Below are 19,049 nucleotides of genomic sequence, written 5' to 3'. Positions count from 1 at the left end.
TCCCTGCCGGCTCAACAGCAGGAGCATCCGATGCCACCACAACAGACCAACATCACAGCCGCGACGGAGGTCGACGCCGCAAGGCGTGGCCTCGACCTCTCCATCGTCCAGAGCCTGCTCAGGCGATACTGGCGGGCGTTTCAGGATTTGCGGCCGCGCGCAGGGGTCGCCTTGCAGGACCTCAGCGACAGGGAGCTGATGGATATCGGCTTGACGCGCGGCGAGATCGACCGCATCGCGCCTGAACGCGCCATTGACAGACTGAGAGATAGCACGAGGACTCTGTGGGGCCGCGGCGGGATGTAAATGATCAACCACGCGACGTGGACACGCGCTTTGCGAACAAGCGGCGGTAAGCACCACTGCTTGTTTTCGGGCGCGCGTTTGTGGTGCAAGTTCGGTAACGATCCTGCCGTCGTGCCGCCTGGCCGGGACCATGTGCGCCGAGGCCGCCCGAGGGACCATCAATCTTCACACGGAAATGACCGGACTGCGGCCTGCCGGCCCCGCCCCGCTCTGACCGACGAGGCGGTTCTTCGCGGCTCGTGCCCGCCTAAAGCCGTTTGCCTTGCCAGTTTTTCCACGGCAATATGCCGGCAAAACAACCATGAGAACGGGAAGATAAAATGGCGGCTCCCATCAAGTTCGGCGTTGGCCAAAGCGTGCTGCGCAAGGAGGATGACGCGCTCATCCGCGGCAAGGGCCGCTATACCGACGATTACGCGCCGCAGGCTGCGCTCCGCTGCCTGATGCTGCGCTCGCCGCACGCGCATGCCAAATACACCATCGATGTGAGCCGCGCCCGCGGCTTGCCCGGGGTCGCGCTGATCCTGACCGCCGATGACGTCAAGGATCTCGGCAATCTGCCCTGCCTGTTCAACCTCGAGACCGATCCGTTCACCGGCCCGCCATACCCGATCCTGGCCAAGGACGAGGTGCGCCACGTCGGCGATGCCGTCGCCTTCGTCGTCGCCGAGACCATCGACCAGGCGCGCGATGCAATCGAGGCGATCGACGTCAAATGGAGCCCGCTCCCGGCGGTGACCGGCGTCGTCAACGCCGTCAAGAAGGGCGCGCCGCAAGTCTGGCCGGACAAGGCCGGCAACGTGCTGTTCGACGTCTCGATCGGCGACAAGGCGGCGACGGAAGCTGCTTTCGCCAAGGCGCATGCGGTCGCCGAGATTGCCATCGTCAATCCGCGCGTGGTTGCCAGCTTCCTGGAAACGCGCGCAGCGGTCTGCGAATATGACGCCAAGCGCGACCATCTGACACTGACGATCGGCAGCCAGGGCAGCCATCGCCTGCGCGACATCCTCTGCCAGAACGTGCTCAACATCCCCACCGACAAGATGCGGGTGATCTGCCCCGATGTCGGCGGCGGCTTCGGCACGAAGCTGTTTCCGTACCGGGAATACGCCCTGATGGCGGTCGCCGCGCGAAAACTGAAGAAGGCGGTGAAGTGGGCGGCAGATCGCTCCGAGCATTTCCTGGGCGATGCGCAGGGCCGCGACAACGTCACCACTGCGAAGATGGCGCTGGCCGAGGACGGCAAGTTCCTCGCGATGGACTGCGACCTGATGGGCGACATGGGCGCGTATCTGTCGACCTTCGGCCCCTACATCCCGCATGGCGGCGCGGGCATGCTGCCGGGCCTCTACGACATCCAGGCCTTCCACTGCCGGGTGCGCACCATCTTCACGCACAGCGTGCCGGTCGATGCCTATCGCGGCGCCGGGCGGCCGGAGGCGGCCTACGTGATCGAACGTCTCGTCGACGCCTGCGCGCGAAAGCTCGACATGACGCCCGATGCCATCCGTCGCAAGAATTTCATTCCGCCGAAGGCGCTGCCTTACAAGACCGCGACGGGCAAGGTCTATGATTCCGGCGATTTCGCCGCGCATCTCAAGCGCGCGATGGAGATCGCCGAGTGGAAGGAATTTGGCAAGCGCGCCAAGGCGGCCAAGAAGAACGGGCTGATCCGCGGCATCGGGCTAGCGAGCTATGTCGAGATTTGCGGCGTGATGGGTGAGGAGACGGCCAACGTCCGTCTCGATCCCAGTGGCGACGTCACCGTGCTGATCGGCACGCAATCGAGCGGGCAGGGCCACCAGACCGCCTATGCGCAGATCGTCGCAGAGCAGTTCGGCCTGCCGCCGGAGCGCGTGCATATCCGCCAGGGCGACACCGACGAGATCGCGACCGGCCTCGGCACTGGCGGCTCGGCATCGATTCCCACCGGCGGCGTCTGCGTGGAGCGTGCTGCGGGCGATCTCGGCAAGAAGCTGAAGGAGATCGCCGCGCAAGCGCTGGAAGCAAGTGCGGGCGACCTCGAGATCACCGATGGCGTGATCCGGATCGCCGGCACTGACCGCTCGATCTCCTTCGCCGACCTTGCCAAGCGGCCCGGCGCCGATCCGTCGAAGCTGAACGGCAGCGCGACCTTCGCCAGTGCCGACGGCACTTACCCGAACGGGACGCATCTGGCTGAGGTCGAGATCGATCCGGCCACCGGCATCATCAGAATCGTCAACTACGTGATCGTCGACGATTTCGGCAAGACGCTCAACCCGCTGCTGCTGGCCGGCCAGGTGCATGGCGGCGCCATGCAGGGCATCGGCCAGGCGCTGATGGAGCAGGTGGTCTATGGGCCCAATGACGGCCAGCTCATCACCGCGACCTTCATGGACTACGCGCTGCCGCGCGCGGCGGACGGGCCGGCTTTCGTGTTCGAGACCGCCAACGTGCCCTGCAAGACCAATCCGCTGGGCGTGAAGGGGGCGGGCGAGGCCGGCGCGATCGGCTCCTGTCCGGCCGTCGTCAACGCCATCGTCGACGCCCTCTGGCGCGAGTACAAGATCGACCACATCGACATGCCCGCGACCCCCGAGCGGGTGTGGATCGCCATCAGCGAGCACCATCGCCGCCACAGCCTCTAGGCGGGATTCTTCCGCGGCGGGAATAAATGCCCGCTGCGGGGTTCTATCCATGGATGGGCCCATCCTCACCTCTGCGAGCCGGAGACGTTAGCCAATGAAAAGAACGATGATTGTCGTGGGCACCCTTTTGCTGGGGGCCGGCGCCGTGATGGCGCAACAGGAGATTGCCGTCCAGCAGGACAATCTGATGCGCTCGATCGCCAAGAACCAGTATGGCGTCATCCAGAAGATGACGAAGGGCGATATCCCCTTCGACCGGAAGGCTGCCGATCAGGCCATTGCCAGCATCGAGGCCGACGTCGCCAAGATCGCCAAGACCTTCGAGGTCAATCCCAAGCAGGACGTGGTGAACGCGACGTACGGTGCCTCGCAAAAGGTCTGGCAGAACAAGGCCGATTTCGACTCCAAGATTCCGCCAGTGCAGAAGGCGATCGCCGACGTCAAAGGCAAGATTACCGACGTCGCGAGCCTGAAAGCGGCCTATACCGCGATCAATGATCGCTGCAACGATTGCCACGAGACCTATCGGGTGAAGTTGAAATAGCGGGTTACAGAGTCCCTTGCCCGGATGAGCGAAGCGATATCCGGGGAGTCCAGCCGAGTTGATGGTCTGTCCCGGATGTCGCTTCGCTCGTCCGGGCTACATACTGCATTGGAATTATGAAGGGTGGTTGCGAAAGCGACCGCCCTTTTTTCTGTGCGCAAGGTCTGACGGATCGCTGCCGGAGCAGCTATCTTCGAGCCGACGGCCGTGGCGTTGATGCGACGAGGCGCACCTCTTTCCCGACTGCCTCATTACATCAGGAGTTCCAACGCGCGGCGAAGACCCCAATCAACAGCGAGACAGGCCATGGCAAAACCGTTTCCGTCGAAGATCCACATCGGCAATCACATGCTGCACCCTGAAACGCTGATGCTGACCTATGGCTATGATCCGCAACTGTCGGAAGGCGCCATCAAGCCGCCGGTGTTCCTGACCTCTACCTTCGTGTTTAGGACGGCCGATGACGGGCAGGACTTTTTCGATTTCGTCGCCGGTCGGCGCGAGCCGCCGGAAGGCATGGGTGCGGGTCTGGTCTATTCGCGCTTCAACCATCCCAACAGCGAGATCGTCGAGGACAGGCTCTCGATCTACGAGCGCACCGAGAGCTGCGCGCTGTTCTCGTCCGGCATGGCGGCCATCGCCACCACGATCCTGGCTTTCGTTCGCCCGGGCGACGTCATCCTGCACTCGCAGCCGCTCTATGGCGGGACGGAAACGCTGCTGACGAACACGCTGGCCCGCCTGTCGATCGGCGCCGTCGGCTTTGCCGACGGGATCGACGAAGCCGCCGTCAAGCAGGCCTCGGAGGAGGCCATGGCCAAGGGCCGCGTTTCGATGATCCTGATCGAGACCCCGGCCAACCCGACCAACGGCCTGGTCGATGTCGCCATGATCCGCCGCATCGCCGACGCTATCGGCAAGGCCCAGGGACACACGCCGATCATCGCCTGCGACAACACGCTGCTCGGACCGGTGTTTCAGCGGCCGATCGAGCACGGCGCCGACATTTCCCTCTACTCGCTCACGAAGTACGTCGGTGGTCATTCCGACCTGATCGCGGGCGCCGCGCTCGGTTCGAAGGCGCTGATGAAAGGCATCAAGGCGCTCCGCGGCGCCATCGGCACCCAGCTCGATCCGCATTCCTGCTGGATGATCAACCGCTCGCTCGAGACTCTGAGCCTGCGCATGGAAAAAGCCGATGCGAATGCGCGCCTCGTGGCGGATTATTTGCGCGATCACCCCAAGGTGGCCAAGGTCCACTATCTCGGTCATCACGAGGAGGCCTCGCCGGCCGGGCGTGTGTTCGCGCGGCAATGCCTGGGGGCGGGATCCACCTTCTCGTTCGACATCGTCGGCGGCAAGGGTGCTGCGGTGAAATTCCTCAACGCGCTGCAGATCCTCAAGCTGGCGGTCAGTCTCGGCGGCACGGAATCGCTCGCCAGCCTGCCTGCGACCATGACCCATTCCGGCGTCCCCGCCGACATCCGCCGGAAAATCGGCGTGCTCGATTCCACGATCCGGCTGTCGATCGGCATCGAGAATCCCTCCGACCTGATTGCCGACCTCACGCAGGCGCTGAACGCGGCTTAAGGCGCGGCCGGAATCGAAAAGGCCGGACGCCCCTCCTGCGCCCGGCCCTCACGCAACGAAGCAGCGTCGCGGCTTACTTCGTCACCTGGCCGCGGATCTCGCCGCCCGGGTTCGCCGCGGTGTGGATGTTGATGTAGAGCTTGCCGCCGAGCAGATCGGCGGCCTGCGCGTCGGTGAGCGTCGCTTCGCCCTTGACCGGGCTCGCGGCCGCATTCGGGATCGCAACGGCCACGCCTGCGTTCTTGCCGGCCTCGGCCGGGCCGTGGAAATGCGCGGCGGTGGCGGGGCCGGAGAGCCCGGAATAAGTGACGGTCCACGACAGCTTCTTGCTGGCGGCATCATAGTCCAGATCGGCGGTTCCGGTGCCGCTGGTGGTCGTTGCCGGCACCTCGGACTTGCCGTCGAGCGTTGCTTTCAGCTTTTCGGCGCTGGCCGGGCCGGCAAAAGCAACGGCACCGAGCGCTAAGGCGGCAATGACGGTCTTGTTCATGACATTCTCCCTGCTGAGCCCGTTCGGGCTGCCAAACTTTCAACAGCCGGCGTTTCAGTTTATTCCCGTTTCCGGCCGGGGCTGGCTAAATTCTTCGTGGTTGGAGTTGCGACGGCATCAGTCTTAGATTCTCCGCGACGAGTGATGGATCCGCATGTTGCAACGAACAATTCTCGTGGGGCTGCTCGCCGCGGTCACTGCTGCCGTGGTCTATTGGTGGCTCAGCGCGCCAGTGGTGGCGGCCGCGGGCAATGCGCCGGCCCACGTGGCAAACCTTGCCAACGGCGAGGCCATGTTCAACGCCGGGGGCTGCGCGTCCTGCCATGCCACTCCGGACCAGCCCGACCGTGTCAAGCTCGGTGGCGGCCTCGCGATCAAGTCGCCGTTCGGAACGTTCTACGCGCCGAACATCTCTCCCGATCCGAACGACGGCATCGGCAAATGGACCGACGCCGACTTCGTCAACGCGGTGATGCACGGGGTTTCGCCAGGCGGACAGCATTATTTTCCTGCCTTTCCCTATACGTCCTATCAGCACGCAAGGCGCGAGGACGTGCTCGATCTCTTGGCCTATCTGAAGACGCTGCCGTCTGTTGCCGGCAAGGTGCGTGACCACGATGTCGGCTTTCCGTTCAATATCCGGCGCAATGTCGGCATCTGGAAATTGCTGTTCATGGACGGCAAGCGCTTCGTCGCTGACGGCACCAAGTCGCCGCAATTCAATCGCGGCGCCTATCTCGTCAACAGTTTTGGCCATTGCGCCGAATGCCACAGCCCGCGCAACGCGCTTGGCGGCATCATCTCGGGCGAGCGCTTTGCCGGCGGGCCCAATCCGGAAGGCGAGGGGTGGGTCCCCAACATCACCCAGAAGCGCCTCGGCGAGTGGAGCGCCAAGGATATCGCCGATTTGCTTAAGACCGGCGACTTGCCCGACGGCGACAGCGTCGGCGGCGCGATGAGGCGGGTGATCAAGAACACCTCGCAATTGTCCGACGCGGATATTGCGGCGATGGCGGACTATCTCAAATCGCTGCCGCCGGTCGACGGTCCGCCGCGGCCCAAGCGCAAGGAAGCTGGTTAGCTCAGCTGGCGCCGAACGCCTTGAAGGTGATGATGGTGAGGGTGTCCTGGATGCCCGGCAGCACCTGCACCTTCTCGTTGACGAAATGGCCGATGTCGGTGTCCTTGTCGACGTAGAATTTCACCAGGAGGTCATATTGGCCGGCCGTGGAGTAGATCTCGGACGCGATCTCGGCTTCGGCAAGCGCATTGGCGACCGTATAGGACTGACCGAGCTTGCATTTGATCTGGACGAAGAAAGGAACCATCGCGGGCACTCCGAAAGCGTATCTGGCGGCTAATAGGCCAAACCCGGCCCGATTTAGCAAGCGGACTTGCCGGCCGCCAGATGCCGGTCCCTCGTTTAGGACGTCACCACGGCCGCGGCGAATGCGTCTCTGAGCCGCTGGGCGAGCTCGACCTTGCGGTAGGGCTTGGTCAGCACGATCGCCTGCGCATGCGCGTGGCCCTCCTCGACCAGGGTCTCCAGCGCGTAGCCCGAGGTGAACAGGACCGGCAGACCGGGGCGAATCTGCCGCGCCTGGTCGGCGAGCTCCCAGCCGCTCATGCCGCCGGGCATCACGATGTCGGTGAACAGCATGTCGATACCGGGCTCGGTACGCAGCTGCTGCAAGGCCTCCTTGCCGTTGACCGCGGCAATGACGCGATATCCGAGAGCTTCCACCCTGCGAATGGCGGAGGAGCGAACGAACGGATCGTCCTCGGCGATCAGGATCGTCTCGTATCCTCGGGGCGCCGCGTCCTCGCCATCGGAAAGCTCGGCGTGCGATGATCCAATGTCCGCGCGCGGCAAATAGATCCGGACCGTCGTCCCAAGGCCCGGCTCGCTGTAGATCGTGACATGGCCATTGGATTGCTTGGCGAAACCATAGACCATGCTGAGGCCGAGGCCCGAGCCCTTGCCGACCTCCTTGGTGGTGAAGAACGGCTCGAACACGCGCCGGGTGACGTCCGGCGTCATGCCTTCGCCGTCGTCGGTGATCGAGATCAACACATAGCTGCCGGATGCGACTTCGGGGTGAAGGGCGCGATAGTCGTCGTCGAGTGTCGTCAACTCCGTGCTCAGGGTCAGATGACCACCGGCCGGCATGGCATCCTGCGCATTGAGCGCAAGGTTGAGCACGGCGGATTCGAGCTGGGCCCGATCCGCGAAGGCCACGATCGTGCCGGGCCTGGAGGCCGTCCTGATCTCGATGTCCTCGCGCAAGGTGCGCTTGAGCAGCTTGAACATGGACTCGAGCAGGCCGCGGCAATCGATCGTCTGGGGCTGCAGCAACTGGCGGCGACTGAACGCGAGCAGGCGCTGCGTCAGCTCGGCGCCCCGCTCGCCCGACTGGCAGATGTCCTCGGAAAAGCGGCGCAGGTCGGGCCTCGCCTTGAGCTGCTCGCTCAGATGCTCGGCGTTGCCGATGATGACGGTGAGCAGGTTGTTGAAGTCGTGGGCGATGCCGCCGGAGAGCTGACCGACCGTCTCCATCTTCTGCGCCTGCTGGAGCTGCTGCTCGGTCAGCTTGCGCGCGGTCAGGTCGTGGACGATGCCGACGAAGATCAATTCGCCGTCCTGCCGGGTCCGGCCGACCGACACGTCCATCGGAAAGGTCGAACCGTCCTTGCGCAGGCCGATGGCCTCGCCGGCGGTCGCGAAATGCCTTGCGTGGCTGTCGGGCGCGGTGCCCGCCTCGGGCATCAGCATCCTGACGTTCCGGCCCATGACCTCGTCGGCAGAGTAGCCGAACAAGCGCTCGCAGGCTGGATTGAACAGCAGAATATGGTCCTGCGCGTCGAGCAGGATGACCCCGTCGACCGCAGTCTCGACGATCGCGGTGAGGCGCGCCACGCTCTCGCGCATCGCGCGCTGGGCGTCGCTGACCTGCTTGAGCAGCAGCGTCGCGTCCCGGCTCTTGATCTCCTCCTCCTCGAGCGCGGCCTGGACCTGCCGCAGCTCGAACGGCGAGGGGATCGTCAGGATCTTCGGCAGCAGCGGCCAGAGCGCGCCCGCCGTGACCACGGATGCCACCGCGGTCGCCGCCTTGACCATGCCCTCGATGCCATAGACCGGGACCCAGAGCGTGTAGATCGACAGCACATGGGTGAGGCCGCACGCCATGATGAAAATCGCGAAGGCCCAATAGACCCAGCCGAACTTGAGGTCGCGCCGCTTGGTGACCAGGATCGCAAGAGCAAACGGAATCGAAAAATAGGCGGCGGCGATGCAGGCGTCGGAAACGACGTGAAGCCAGATCAGCTCAGGCTCCCACAACAGGCAGATGCCGTGCGGCGACAGCATGGACGAGTCGAGGAGACGTTCAAAAAAGGCCCACATCATTCCCACCCCAAGATTCCGTTCCAGGCGGCTTGCGGGCCGTGAGCCCGCAACATGGGTGTCGCTGGACAGTTCCACTCTCACCTCGCGCTCTTCGGCGAAGCAGGTGAGGTTCGAGACTATACCAAGGGTCCGGCGCGGTTGCATTTTCAAGTCCGCACGATTGCGGGGCGAGCCGGCCCGCTGTTTGCCTGATTCGCAGGGAATGCACGGCGTCGCGAATCACTATCGGACACGGCTCGGCGCGCTTGCCGGTGTTCCACGGCCGCGCTAGGACAGGCCATGGCGGTGTCTGTATCCAGCAAAGGTGTCCGGCGATGACGACCCCGGTCGCACTCACCATCGCGGGCTCCGATTCGAGCGGCGGCGCCGGCATCCAGGCCGACCTGAAGACGTTTGCGGCGCTCGGCGTCTACGGCGCGTCCGTCATTACGGCCTTGACCGCGCAGAACACGCGCGGCGTTACCGGCATTCATGCGGTGCCGGCCGAGTTCGTCACCGCGCAGATCGATGCGGTGTTTTCCGATCTCGACATTGGCGCGGTGAAGATCGGCATGGTGGCCCAGGTCGCCAGTATCGATGCGATCGCGGCCGCGCTGTCGCGCTGGGCGCCGGGGCACGTCGTGCTCGATCCCGTGATGGTGGCGACCTCCGGCGACCGCCTGCTGGCATCCGAGGCCGTCGACGCGCTCCGCACAAAACTGATACCGCTGGCGTCGGTGATCACGCCCAATCTGCCGGAGGCCGCGGCTCTGCTCGACGAGCCGGTCGCGGCAAGCGAGGCCGAGATCGAAACCCAGGGGCATCGCCTGCTGGCGCTCGGCTGCGGTGCGGTCCTGATCAAGGGCGGACACGGCGAGGGCGCCGAGAGCACCGACTATCTCGTCACGTCCGAAAGCACGATCGCGCTTGCAGCGCCGCGCGTTGCCACACGCAACACCCATGGCACCGGCTGCTCGCTGTCCTCGGCGGTCGCGGCGGGGCTCGCCAAGGGCGAAGGTCTGGAGCTTGCCGTGCGCAACGCCAAGACCTGGATCAGCGCGGCCATCGCAGCCGCTGACCGCTTCAGCGTCGGGCACGGCCACGGCCCGGTCCATCATTTCCACAAGTTCTACTGAGGCGAGCGGCCAGCGGGAGCGCAGGCGTTCGTCTGTTCAGCGCTGCTCGTGTGGGTAGTTCACCCTCCCCTGGAGGGGGAGGGTAGGATTGCTGCGGCGCCCCCTGCGGCGCCATGTCGCCTGATTGTCGCATGCGACTGATATTCGCGGAGAGGGCGAGGCAAGGCGTGATTCGTATCTGAAGGTGCCTCAAAAGTTCAATCGGTCATCCCCCTGTCACGGGACATTGTTACAGGCTGGCGCATGGGAAGTTACGATGTGAGTGACGAGAGCCCGGAGCGGCGCTTTCGCACGTTGTTCATCTCCGACGTTCATCTCGGAGCCCGCGGTTCTCAAGCCGATCTTCTGCTCGACTTCCTGCGTTACCATGATGCCGACACGATCTATCTGGTCGGCGACATCGTCGACGGCTGGGCGCTGAAATCGAGCTGGAACTGGCCGCAATCCCACAACGACCTCGTGCAGAAGCTGCTGCGCAAGGCGCGCAAGGGCGCCAAGGTCGTCTACATCCCCGGCAATCACGACGAGTTCCTGCGCAACTATTACGGCACGCATTTCGGCGGCATCGACGTCGTCGAGAACACCGTCCACACCGGCGTGGACGGCAAGCGTTATCTCGTCATCCACGGCGACATCTTCGATCTCGTGGTGCAGAACGCGCGCTGGCTCGCCCATCTCGGCGACAAGGCCTACGACTTCGCGATCCAGATGAATCGCTTCGTCAACTTCTTCCGCCGCCTGTTCGGCGTGCCCTATTGGTCGCTGTCGCAATGGGCCAAGCAGAAGGTCAAGAACGCCGTCAACTATATCGGCGCGTTCGAGCAGGCGCTTGCCGCCGAGGCGCGGCGCCACGACGCCGACGGCGTGATCTGCGGCCACATCCACTACGCCGTGATCCGCGACGAGGGCGGCATCCGCTACATGAATTGCGGCGACTGGGTCGAGAGCTGCACGGCCCTGGTCGAGCACGACGACGGCCATTTCGAGATCATCACCTGGGCGGATCATTTGCAGAAGCCGGCACAAGTCCCGCAGGTCGCAGCCAGAGCTGCATAACAGAGGCCGCCTGATGCGCATCCTGGTCGCGACCGACGCCTGGCACCCGCAAGTCAACGGTGTGGTTCGGACGCTGACCAAGCTCGCCGACGCCGGCAAAAGCCTCGGCGTCGAATTCACATTCCTGACGCCGCAATCGTTCCGCACCTTTGCGATGCCGAGCTATCGCGACGTGCGTCTGGCGATGCCGCGTCCGGCGCGCATTGCTAAGCTGATCGCGGAGGCGCGCCCCGACAGCATCCACATCGCGACCGAAGGGCCGATCGGCCTGATGGTCCGCCGCTACTGCCGCCAGCGCAGACTGCCGTTCACGACCAGCTTCCACACCCGCTTTCCCGAATATGTCCGCGCCCGCGTGCCGGTGCCGGGCTCGCTGATCTGGCGGGCGCTGCGCCGCTTCCACAGCGCCAGCCGCGCCGTGATGGCTGCAACGCCTGCGCTCGCCCGCGAGCTGACCGAGCGCGGCTTCGACAATGTCGTGCTGTGGCCGCGCGGCGTCGACACCCAGCTGTTCCACCCCCGCGCCATCGATCTCTGCCTGCCGGCGCCGGTGTTCCTGTCGGTCGGCCGCGTCGCCGTGGAGAAGAATCTCGAGGGCTTCCTCGACCTCGATCTGCCCGGCACCAAGGTCATCGTCGGCGACGGCCCCGCGCGCGCCTCGCTCGAAGAGGCCTATCCCGATGCGATCTTCCTCGGCGAGAAGCACGGCGAGGAACTGGCGGATATCTATGCGGCCGCCGACGTCTTCGTGTTTCCGAGCAAGACCGACACGTTCGGCCTGGTGCTGCTCGAAGCGCTCGCAAGCGGCCTGCCGGTGGCCGCTTTCCCGGTGAAGGGCCCCCGCGACGTCATCGGTGATGCCCCGGTCGGCGCGCTCGATCACGACTTGCGCAGCGCCTGCTTCGCGGCATTGGATATCTCCCGGCAGGACTGCGTCGCGTTCGCGGCCAATTACACCTGGGAAGCCTCGGCGAGGGCCTTTGTGGCCAGCATTGAGGCGGTCGGCGCGGTGCTGCCTGGCCGGAACGGCGCGGAACAGCCGCGCTTCGTGGCCTAGAGCTATCTCGATCCGATGGATCGAAATAGCTCTAGATTCTTGTTTTGACGCGTTTTCTTCACGCGAACCGGTTTCCACTTCGCTCGAAAACGCTATGGGGAAAATCCTCGCGCGGAGGTGTCTTGCCCGGGCCTCATCGGCCGCGATAACATTCGGCCATGACCGAACAGCTCCTCCCGATCGGCCCCGCCGATATCGACGCCGCAGCGCGTGTGATCGCGCCCTACGCCATCCGCACTCCGCTGTTGTCCTTTCCCGTGCTCAACGAGCGCGTCGGCGCGAAGGTGTTCTTGAAACCGGAGATGCTCCAGCGCACCGGCTCGTTCAAGTTCCGCGGCGCCTTCAACAAGGTGTTCTCGATCCCGCAGGACAAGCGCGCCGGCGGCGTCGTGGCGTTCTCCTCCGGCAACCACGCCCAGGGCGTGGCGGCCGCGGCAAAAATCCTCGACATGCAGGCGACCATCGTGATGCCTGCGGATGCGCCGTTGTCGAAGCGCGAGCGCACCAAATCCTATGGCGCCGAGGTCGTGCTCTATGATCGCGACAAGGACGACCGCGAGGCGATCTCGCGGGGCATCGCCGAAAAGCGCGGCGCGACGCTGGTGAGGCCCTATGACGATCCCTTCGTGATCGCGGGGCAGGGCACCGCCGGCCGCGAGATCGCGGAAGACTTGGCGGGCCTCGGCCTTAGCCCCGACATCGTGGTGGCACCGGCCTCCGGCGGCGGCCTGATCGCGGGCGTCGCGACCGCCGTGAAGGCACGCTATCCGCGCGCCGAGATCGTGGTGGCCGAGCCCGAGGCGTTCGACGATCACGGCATCTCGCTGAGCGCAGGACATCGCGAGCCGCATCCACCCGCGGGCCGCACCATCTGCGATGCGCTGATGGCCCTGATCCCCGGCGAGATGACCTTCGCGATCAACAGCAAGCTGCTCGCGCGCGGCGTCACCGCGTCGGACAAGGAAGTCGGCGCCGCCGTCGCCTTCGCCTATCGCGAGCTGAAGCTCGTGGTGGAGCCCGGCGGCGCTGTCGGCCTCGCCGCGCTGCTGGCGGGCCGGCTCGACGTCGCCGGCAAGAACGTCGTCATCGTGCTCTCCGGCGGCAATGTCGACGCGGATCTGTTCGCCGAGCTGGTGGCCTAGCCGTCATTCCGGGCCTGCGCCTCTCGGCGCATCCCGGAATGACCACGTCTAAGGGTTTATGAAGAAGGGGCAGAGCTTTGCCGCTCTGCTGTGTTTGTCGATCTTGTGGATCGAACTAACCGCTTGCTCGGTGAAACCTCTCCCGCTTGCGGGGGAGGTCGGCGCGAAGCGCCGGGTGGGGCTCTTTCCTCTTGGGGATTGTCCCGTTGCGGAGAAACCCTCTCCCCAACCCTCCCCCGCAAGCGGGGGAGGGAGCGCACCTTCTCCTTGCACAATCAGTGCATGAAGCCGCCGCGACGGTTGCCGCCGCCATTCATGCTCGGCGCCTGGTTCATCGACTGCCGGAAGTTGTTGTTGCTGTTGACCATGCGGCTCGGCATCGTGTTGAGCTGCGGGCGGTTGTTCTGGACGTTGTTCTGCACCTGCACCTTGTTCACCGGATTGTTGTTGAGCTTCACGATGCCGGTGTTGCCGTTGTTGACGCGGATCGGGTGGTTCTGCGTCTGAACGGGCTTCACGTCGACAGTCGAGCCGCCCTTGCCGACATTCACCGGCATGCTCACGATCTTGCCCGGCTTGCCATTGGCATTGCCAGCGTCCGGCTTGTTGTTGGTCGCCGGCAGGGTGACGATCTTGCCGATGCCGCCATTGCTGGTGGTCGTGTTGGTCGGCGCAGGCAGGGTGACGATCTTGCCCGGGGTCTGTGACGACGTGCCGTTCGGCTGGTTGTTGCCCGAGGGCAGGTTGCCGATCTGGCCACCATTGCCGAGCTTGCCGATGACATTGCCGTCGACCGGCTTCTGCACGACCGGCAGATTACCGTTGATCTGGCCGCCATTACCCTGCTGCAGCGGCATGTACTTCGGCTGGCCGAGATTGCCGATCTTGAAGGTCGGAGCAATGTTCTGCGGAGCCAGGAACTTGGTCGCCTGCATCAAGGGGATCTGCTTCGGCTGCATCTGCAGCTTCAGCGCCATTTGCGCGTAGGGGCTGGTGCCGTAGCTGTCATAGAAGGTCTTGTAGGCAACCGGCGAATTCACGAGCACCGCCTTGTGCCAGGCCTGCGAGAGCAGGATGTTGTTGAGCAGCCAGCGGACGTGGTCGCACAGCGGGTCGTGCGGGTACATCCGGATGAACTCCTGATAATATTCCGGCCGGCCCTCCGACACGACATAGTCATAGGCCTGACGAGTCGAGCGGCTCGGCAGGTTGGAGGCCATCTGCACCACCGGTGCCCTGACCGGCGCGCGATTGGCGGCAACCGCGGTGTCGCCGAAGAAGGTGAAGTCCGAAGTCAGCGAGGAGCTCTCCCACGGGATCTGCGCACCGCTGGTGGACTGGTTCACTTGCAGGCGAACGCGCTTGAACAGCTGCTCGATCGGCACGTTGGGTTCACGTGCGACGTTCAGGAAGGCCTGCGTGTAGGGGCTGTGACCGCCGGTGCCGTCGAGCGCTTCAGCGCCCGGTGCGGTCGAGTAACCGACGATCGAGCCGTTCGGCGCATCGACGATGGCAAGGCCGCGGCCGGCGTCATTGACATCAGGGAACGGGTTGTTGCGGCAGGCATCGAGGATGACGATGCGCATGCGGCTCGGGATCGTCTCCAGCGTCGACATCACGTCGACCAGGCGCACCGAATTGTTGACGAGCTCGGTCTGGTTCGACACCTTGGCGTCGACGGGAACGAGATAGTTCTCGCCGGCGAGCTGCACGCCGTGACCGGCGTAATAGACCATCGCCACGGTGTTCGGACCGCGCGCGGACACCTTGGCGGAGAAGTCCTGCACCACGCGGAGCATGTCGTTCTGGGTCAGGTCGGTCGCGGCAACCACCTCGAAGCCGGCCGAGTTCAGGAACTTCGCCATCGACTCGGCGTCATTGTCGGGATTGGCGAGCTGCGGCGCGTTCTTATAGTTCGAATTGCCGATCACCAGCGCCACCCGCTGCTCCGGGCCCTGCAGCGCGGTGGGGGCCGGCTCGACCGGGGCAACTTGCGCGGAAACAGGGCCGCAGGCGAAGCCGAACAGGCTCCCCACAAGGCTTGCTGTCATCAGGAAAGGCTTTAGGCGGAACATGGCGTGCTCCTTTGGCACTGGTCTCGATGCGAGATTGGTTGCCGGGGAGCCTCGCCGCGTTCGAGCTTGAGGTCCGTGATCCCCCTCACCATGGTGGCCTTGCGTGATCTGAATCACGCTCGGAACCTGCTATGGTTAGCGATCGATAATGGGAACTGCCGTCACATGCTGAAATCGATCGATCCGATCCTCACGCCCGACCTGCTCTGGCTGCTGGCCTCCATGGGCCACGGCGACGATCTCGTCGTCGTCGACGCCAACCACCCGGCCACGCACATCGCCCGCTCGACATCGTCGCAGCGCCTGATCCAGCTGCCGGGCATGACGATGGAGACGGCCGTTCGCGCCATCATGACGCTCTACCCGCTCGACGATTTCGATCCCGACCCGGTGCGGGTGATGGCGCCGGTCGACGATCCCGACCGCGTGCCCGACGTGCAGCGCGCCGTGCTGGCTGAGATCGAGCGCGCGGTCGGACGCGCCGTTGTTCCCGGCAAGCTCTCGCGGGCGGATTTTTATCGCGCGGCCGCGGCGGGGTTTGGTGTCGTGCAGGTCGGCGACAGCAGGGGGTACGGCTGCTTCCTGATCAGGAAGGGCGTGATCAGCTAGCCGGATTGGCGCATCAGCGCCGAGGGCCAGCCAATCCGGACGAGAAGGCCATCGGGGCCGTTGATGCCGACTTCATACATGCCCCATTCGCGGTGGCGCAGCACGCCGCCGGGCCGGATGATGAGATCGTCCACGCGCGCGGCAATGGCCTCGACCTCGGGCGTGCGAATGAAAATGCCAAAGGGATTGTGCTCCGGCACGCGCCACGGGCCATCGCCGGCTTGCGTGAGATGCACCTCGCATCCCCAGCCGCTCATGATGACATAGCCGGCATCGCCGCCGATGCGCGCAAAGCCGAGCCGTTCCCAGAATGGAATTGCGGCGGGAAGATCGTTGCTGGGAACGATCGCAAAGGCGCCGACGCGCGGGCTCTCAGGCATTCGGTCACTCCGGCACATGCAAGCGGTCCGCGCCGCGTTCACGCTACGCGTTGCGAGCTGAGCTTATCGAGAGTGGCCGCTCGGCAGAAGCGGCGAAACGTCCCGCACTCGAATTTGAATGGCGCGGCGGGAACTGACTGTCTATGGTTTCACCATGTCCCGCTTTATGTGTCTGTCTGTTGCCATTATCCTCTCGCTGCTGCCGACTGTGGCGTCCGCTGAGCCCGTTCAAAAGCGTCCCAAGCCCGTCTGGAAGGGCTACGGCTTCCTGCCGGGCTATCGTCAGCCGCTGAGCAACAGCATTCCGCTCTACAAGCAGAAGGACGCGATGCGTCGGCTCGCGCGCAACGACCGCCGCCACTGGTACATCGATCCGGTTCCACAATATTATCGCTGGGACGGCGAGTGGCACTATTTCGGCCGCCCCGGTTTCAACGGCGGCCGCTACAACGGCGGCAGTTTTGGCCCGTGCTGGACGCGCACGCCGATCGGGGCGGTGTGGAATTGCGGATGATCGGGCGCGCGACGGCTCGGGAAAGCTGCGGACGACCTCGATCGGTCCGACGATCGCTTCATTGAAGGCATCGAGGTTTTCGGCCGGAATCCAGTATTCCAGATGCGACCGTCCGCCAGCTTCCTGCACGTCATACTTCGCGATGAAGTCGCGCTTGACCGCAAAGCGCGTCACGAAGCCGGAGCCGCTCGCCGGGACATTCCAGTCGCGCGCGATCTTGATGGCGTAGTCTTCCGTCAGCACCGGATAGAAGATCGGCTGGTCCGGCAGGCGCGGCGGAAACGCGCGCATGCCGGATTGCTGGATCAGTTCCAGTTCTTTCGGGCCGACGGGGCGCCAGAGGGTGAGGGTGTCTTCGGCCACGGACATCTGTTGAGAGGACTAGGTTCGAGCTCGTACATACACCTACGGCCAGATGGGCAACAGCACTTGGCAGCCCGGCCACGAGATTGAGCCGCGAGCACCCGTCCATCACCGTCACCCTGAGGCGCTCGCCTCTTCGGCGAGCCTCGAAGGGCGACGGCCTGGCTGCATCTCGGCCGTTCATCCTTCGAGGCTCCCCGCACGATGCTGAGCATCGTGCGTCTCGCGCCTCAGGATGACGGAGTTGGCAGTCTCGCTGTCGCTTCGTTGCTCGCAATGACGCGGAGAGAGCGCCCCCCTTTACGAGAAGAACGCGATCTTCTCGGCCTGGGTCATGCGGCGGATTGGCGCGAGCGGGTCGTTGGCGGGCGCGCGGGGTTTTTGCAGGATGCCGCTGGCGAGGATGGTGGCGCCGAGCGAGGGCTCGGGGAGCGGCGTGGGCATCGGAGGCGTTGCGGCCGGTGCTGCGGCGAGCGATGCGGTGGCTGCCATCGCCGGGGCCTGCTGCTCCATCACTTCGGCGGCGGCCTCCGCGATGGCTTCGGTGAGGCGCGCGAGCGAGTCCATTGCGATCGGCGCGTCGGCGGCGGGCTCTTCCACCATGGGAGCGACGACAGGCTGAGGCGCGATCGGTTCCGGAAGCTCCGCAGCAATGGGCGCTGCAGCCTCCGCCACCATCGGCTCCGGAACGGCCGCTTCCATTTCGACCGGCGCGATGATCTCGTCGAACTCCGGATCGGGCGCGGCCATCTCCAGCGCGATCGCCTCGAGGATGGCCTCGTCCTCGGCTTGCGCAGCCGCGTCGAGCGCGAACGCGTCAGCGGCTTCCGCGAAGGCGGCGGTGTCCGTGGCCGGCTCTTCCAACGGGACGGCTTCGGGCGCGACGTCTTCTGGCGCGACTTGGTCGAGCGCTGTGCTCTCGACGGCGATCTGGCTCTCGGCCGCAATCTCCGGCGCGATGGCCGCGTCCATTGCCTGTTCCGCCTCGGCGATCGCTTCGCCGGCGACGGTCGCTTCGGGCTCGGCAGCCGCGGCGACGTCCCGCTGTGACTCCGTAAAAGCCACGGATGCTTCGCTCGCCATCGCCGCGGGCGCGGCCGCGACGGGCGGAGCGTCGGCGGCGGATGATGGCGCCTGCTGCATCGGAGCCGACGTGGACGGCGCCGCCTGCGGCGATGCGCCGCCGTCGGTCTGCTCCACCCGATCCCTCAAGAGATCGAATGCGGCTTTGAGCTCGACGCGGGGGTCGATGGTCGAAATCTGTCCGCAGGCGGCCTCGATAGAGGCGAGTTGCGAATCAATGAGGTCGCAGATTCGTCCGTCGGCGCCGATCTCGCGCCAGCGCCAGGAGATCTCCTTGATGATGCGCACGCCGCGCGGGATCGCGGCGAGGCTCGTCTCTATCGCGGCGGGGTCGACGGCGGCGATGGCGATCGTCTCGGCCTCGCGGATCGCGCGGCGGATCTCGACCAGCGCTTCGGGCAGGCGATCTTCGACGACGGGTTGTCGCTGCGCCGCAAGGGTTTCTTCGATTTTCGCGACCGCGTCGAGCACCATGCGCGTGTCGGCATTGCGGTTGCGCTTGGCGTATTCGCCGAGGAACCAGCGGCCGCGCGCCGTCTCCATGAAGGCTTCGCGGATCGCGTCGTAATCCTGCTCGTTCGGCTCGGCCGCGCGGGCAGACATGGGCGAAAGGGCGAATGCTTCGTTGGCCATTGCGATCTCGTCGCGCAAATCACCGCGCGTTACAGTAACGATCACCACGATATCGT

Annotated in this window: 17 protein-coding genes and 1 pseudogene; 11 read left to right on the top strand and 7 right to left on the bottom strand. The window is 65.0% G+C overall.

What is annotated here, in order from left to right; genetic code table 11:
• Window positions 1–30: 30 nt before the first annotated feature.
• From A3AS_RS0109570 to A3AS_RS0109555, 4 genes are all read left to right on the top strand, one after another.
• Window positions 31–306 (top strand): DUF1127 domain-containing protein, encoded by a 276-nt coding sequence (locus A3AS_RS0109570; protein WP_026201835.1) that lies wholly within the window; start codon window positions 31–33, stop codon window positions 304–306.
• A 320-nt stretch (window positions 307–626) separates the two neighbouring features.
• Window positions 627–2,936, top strand: coding sequence for a xanthine dehydrogenase family protein molybdopterin-binding subunit (locus A3AS_RS0109565; RefSeq protein WP_018317374.1), 2,310 nt, complete (start codon window positions 627–629; stop codon window positions 2,934–2,936).
• 94 nt (window positions 2,937–3,030) lie between these two features.
• Complete coding sequence (locus A3AS_RS0109560; RefSeq protein WP_018317373.1) at window positions 3,031–3,480, top strand: cytochrome c; 450 nt, start codon at window positions 3,031–3,033, stop codon at window positions 3,478–3,480.
• Between the two features lie 306 nt (window positions 3,481–3,786).
• Window positions 3,787–5,070, top strand: coding sequence for a cystathionine gamma-synthase family protein (locus A3AS_RS0109555; RefSeq protein ID WP_018317372.1), 1,284 nt, complete (start codon window positions 3,787–3,789; stop codon window positions 5,068–5,070).
• Between the two features lie 73 nt (window positions 5,071–5,143).
• Here A3AS_RS0109555 and A3AS_RS0109550 read toward each other — a convergent pair whose 3' ends face one another.
• Window positions 5,144–5,560, bottom strand: coding sequence for a CHRD domain-containing protein (locus tag A3AS_RS0109550; RefSeq protein ID WP_018317371.1), 417 nt, complete (start codon window positions 5,558–5,560; stop codon window positions 5,144–5,146).
• A gap of 154 nt (window positions 5,561–5,714) precedes the next feature.
• Between A3AS_RS0109550 and A3AS_RS0109545 the strand changes: the two genes are divergently transcribed.
• Window positions 5,715–6,641: a cytochrome c gene (locus tag A3AS_RS0109545; protein WP_026201834.1), complete on the top strand. Its 927-nt coding sequence runs from the start codon at window positions 5,715–5,717 to the stop codon at window positions 6,639–6,641.
• Window position 6,642: 1 nt separating this feature from the next.
• On the opposite strand, the gene A3AS_RS0109540 is transcribed toward A3AS_RS0109545, so the two are convergent.
• Window positions 6,643–6,888, bottom strand: coding sequence for an Lrp/AsnC family transcriptional regulator (locus tag A3AS_RS0109540; protein ID WP_018317369.1), 246 nt, complete (start codon window positions 6,886–6,888; stop codon window positions 6,643–6,645).
• A gap of 95 nt (window positions 6,889–6,983) precedes the next feature.
• Entirely contained in the window at window positions 6,984–8,927 is a 1,944-nt protein-coding gene (locus A3AS_RS0109535; protein ID WP_245283178.1) for a PAS domain S-box protein, read from the bottom strand.
• 353 nt (window positions 8,928–9,280) lie between these two features.
• On the opposite strand from A3AS_RS0109535, the gene thiD reads away from it, so the two are divergent.
• The 4 genes from thiD (at window position 9,281) to A3AS_RS0109515 (ending at window position 13,336) form a co-directional block, all read left to right on the top strand.
• A complete protein-coding gene (gene thiD / locus A3AS_RS0109530) occupies window positions 9,281–10,081 on the top strand; it encodes a bifunctional hydroxymethylpyrimidine kinase/phosphomethylpyrimidine kinase (RefSeq protein ID WP_018317367.1) in 801 nt (266 codons plus the stop codon).
• 243 nt (window positions 10,082–10,324) lie between these two features.
• Window positions 10,325–11,137 (top strand): UDP-2,3-diacylglucosamine diphosphatase, encoded by an 813-nt coding sequence (locus A3AS_RS0109525; RefSeq protein WP_018317366.1) that lies wholly within the window; start codon window positions 10,325–10,327, stop codon window positions 11,135–11,137.
• 13 nt (window positions 11,138–11,150) lie between these two features.
• Window positions 11,151–12,194: a glycosyltransferase family 1 protein gene (locus tag A3AS_RS0109520; RefSeq protein WP_018317365.1), complete on the top strand. Its 1,044-nt coding sequence runs from the start codon at window positions 11,151–11,153 to the stop codon at window positions 12,192–12,194.
• A gap of 158 nt (window positions 12,195–12,352) precedes the next feature.
• Window positions 12,353–13,336: a threonine/serine dehydratase gene (locus A3AS_RS0109515; RefSeq protein WP_018317364.1), complete on the top strand. Its 984-nt coding sequence runs from the start codon at window positions 12,353–12,355 to the stop codon at window positions 13,334–13,336.
• Between the two features lie 275 nt (window positions 13,337–13,611).
• On the opposite strand, the gene A3AS_RS0109510 is transcribed toward A3AS_RS0109515, so the two are convergent.
• Entirely contained in the window at window positions 13,612–15,411 is a 1,800-nt protein-coding gene (locus A3AS_RS0109510; RefSeq protein ID WP_026201832.1) for a caspase family protein, read from the bottom strand.
• A 165-nt stretch (window positions 15,412–15,576) separates the two neighbouring features.
• Between A3AS_RS0109510 and A3AS_RS0109505 the strand changes: the two genes are divergently transcribed.
• Window positions 15,577–16,020: an RbsD/FucU family protein gene (locus tag A3AS_RS0109505; protein ID WP_018317362.1), complete on the top strand. Its 444-nt coding sequence runs from the start codon at window positions 15,577–15,579 to the stop codon at window positions 16,018–16,020.
• Here the strand turns inward: A3AS_RS0109505 and A3AS_RS0109500 are convergent.
• Window positions 16,017–16,400, bottom strand: a complete 384-nt coding sequence (locus A3AS_RS0109500; RefSeq protein ID WP_018317361.1) for a glyoxalase — start codon at window positions 16,398–16,400, stop codon at window positions 16,017–16,019. The two genes, A3AS_RS0109505 and A3AS_RS0109500, sit on opposite strands and share 4 nt — an antisense overlap.
• Before the next feature lie 154 nt (window positions 16,401–16,554).
• On the opposite strand from A3AS_RS0109500, the gene A3AS_RS48955 reads away from it, so the two are divergent.
• On the top strand, window positions 16,555–16,914 hold the full coding sequence (locus tag A3AS_RS48955; RefSeq protein WP_049814839.1) for a hypothetical protein: 360 nt from the start codon (window positions 16,555–16,557) through the stop codon (window positions 16,912–16,914).
• A gap of 18 nt (window positions 16,915–16,932) precedes the next feature.
• Here A3AS_RS48955 and A3AS_RS44920 read toward each other — a convergent pair.
• Together A3AS_RS44920 and A3AS_RS0109485 are read right to left on the bottom strand one after the other, a co-directional pair.
• A pseudogene (locus A3AS_RS44920) lies at window positions 16,933–17,283 on the bottom strand (ADP-ribosylation/crystallin J1); the annotation flags it as partial.
• A gap of 294 nt (window positions 17,284–17,577) precedes the next feature.
• On the bottom strand, window positions 17,578–18,993 hold the full coding sequence (locus tag A3AS_RS0109485; RefSeq protein WP_026201831.1) for a hypothetical protein: 1,416 nt from the start codon (window positions 18,991–18,993) through the stop codon (window positions 17,578–17,580).
• Between the last annotated feature and the right edge of the window lie 56 nt (window positions 18,994–19,049).

The sequence above is a fragment of the Bradyrhizobium sp. WSM2793 genome (genome assembly GCF_000379585.1).
Lineage (GTDB): Bacteria > Pseudomonadota > Alphaproteobacteria > Rhizobiales > Xanthobacteraceae > Bradyrhizobium.
Note: the sequence above shows the minus strand (reverse complement) of the source record. Positions and strands in the feature narration are given on the sequence as shown.

Excerpts from the sequence above, each read along its gene's own strand:
- A3AS_RS0109570 (WP_026201835.1), top strand. The coding sequence starts at position 31 with ATGCCACCACAACAGACCAACATCACAGCCGCGACGGAGGTCGACGCC.
- A3AS_RS0109540 (WP_018317369.1), bottom strand. The coding sequence starts at position 6,888 with ATGGTTCCTTTCTTCGTCCAGATCAAATGCAAGCTCGGTCAGTCCTAT.
- A3AS_RS0109525 (WP_018317366.1), top strand. The coding sequence starts at position 10,325 with ATGGGAAGTTACGATGTGAGTGACGAGAGCCCGGAGCGGCGCTTTCGC.
- A3AS_RS0109485 (WP_026201831.1), bottom strand. The coding sequence starts at position 18,993 with ATGGCCAACGAAGCATTCGCCCTTTCGCCCATGTCTGCCCGCGCGGCC.
- A3AS_RS0109560 (WP_018317373.1), top strand. The coding sequence starts at position 3,031 with ATGAAAAGAACGATGATTGTCGTGGGCACCCTTTTGCTGGGGGCCGGC.
- A3AS_RS0109510 (WP_026201832.1), bottom strand. The coding sequence starts at position 15,411 with ATGTTCCGCCTAAAGCCTTTCCTGATGACAGCAAGCCTTGTGGGGAGC.
- A3AS_RS0109515 (WP_018317364.1), top strand. The coding sequence starts at position 12,353 with ATGACCGAACAGCTCCTCCCGATCGGCCCCGCCGATATCGACGCCGCA.
- A3AS_RS48955 (WP_049814839.1), top strand. The coding sequence starts at position 16,555 with ATGTCCCGCTTTATGTGTCTGTCTGTTGCCATTATCCTCTCGCTGCTG.
- A3AS_RS0109550 (WP_018317371.1), bottom strand. The coding sequence starts at position 5,560 with ATGAACAAGACCGTCATTGCCGCCTTAGCGCTCGGTGCCGTTGCTTTT.
- thiD (WP_018317367.1), top strand. The coding sequence starts at position 9,281 with ATGACGACCCCGGTCGCACTCACCATCGCGGGCTCCGATTCGAGCGGC.
- A3AS_RS0109520 (WP_018317365.1), top strand. The coding sequence starts at position 11,151 with ATGCGCATCCTGGTCGCGACCGACGCCTGGCACCCGCAAGTCAACGGT.
- A3AS_RS0109505 (WP_018317362.1), top strand. The coding sequence starts at position 15,577 with ATGCTGAAATCGATCGATCCGATCCTCACGCCCGACCTGCTCTGGCTG.
- A3AS_RS0109535 (WP_245283178.1), bottom strand. The coding sequence starts at position 8,927 with ATGCTGTCGCCGCACGGCATCTGCCTGTTGTGGGAGCCTGAGCTGATC.
- A3AS_RS0109565 (WP_018317374.1), top strand. The coding sequence starts at position 627 with ATGGCGGCTCCCATCAAGTTCGGCGTTGGCCAAAGCGTGCTGCGCAAG.
- A3AS_RS0109545 (WP_026201834.1), top strand. The coding sequence starts at position 5,715 with ATGTTGCAACGAACAATTCTCGTGGGGCTGCTCGCCGCGGTCACTGCT.
- A3AS_RS0109555 (WP_018317372.1), top strand. The coding sequence starts at position 3,787 with ATGGCAAAACCGTTTCCGTCGAAGATCCACATCGGCAATCACATGCTG.
- A3AS_RS0109500 (WP_018317361.1), bottom strand. The coding sequence starts at position 16,400 with ATGCCTGAGAGCCCGCGCGTCGGCGCCTTTGCGATCGTTCCCAGCAAC.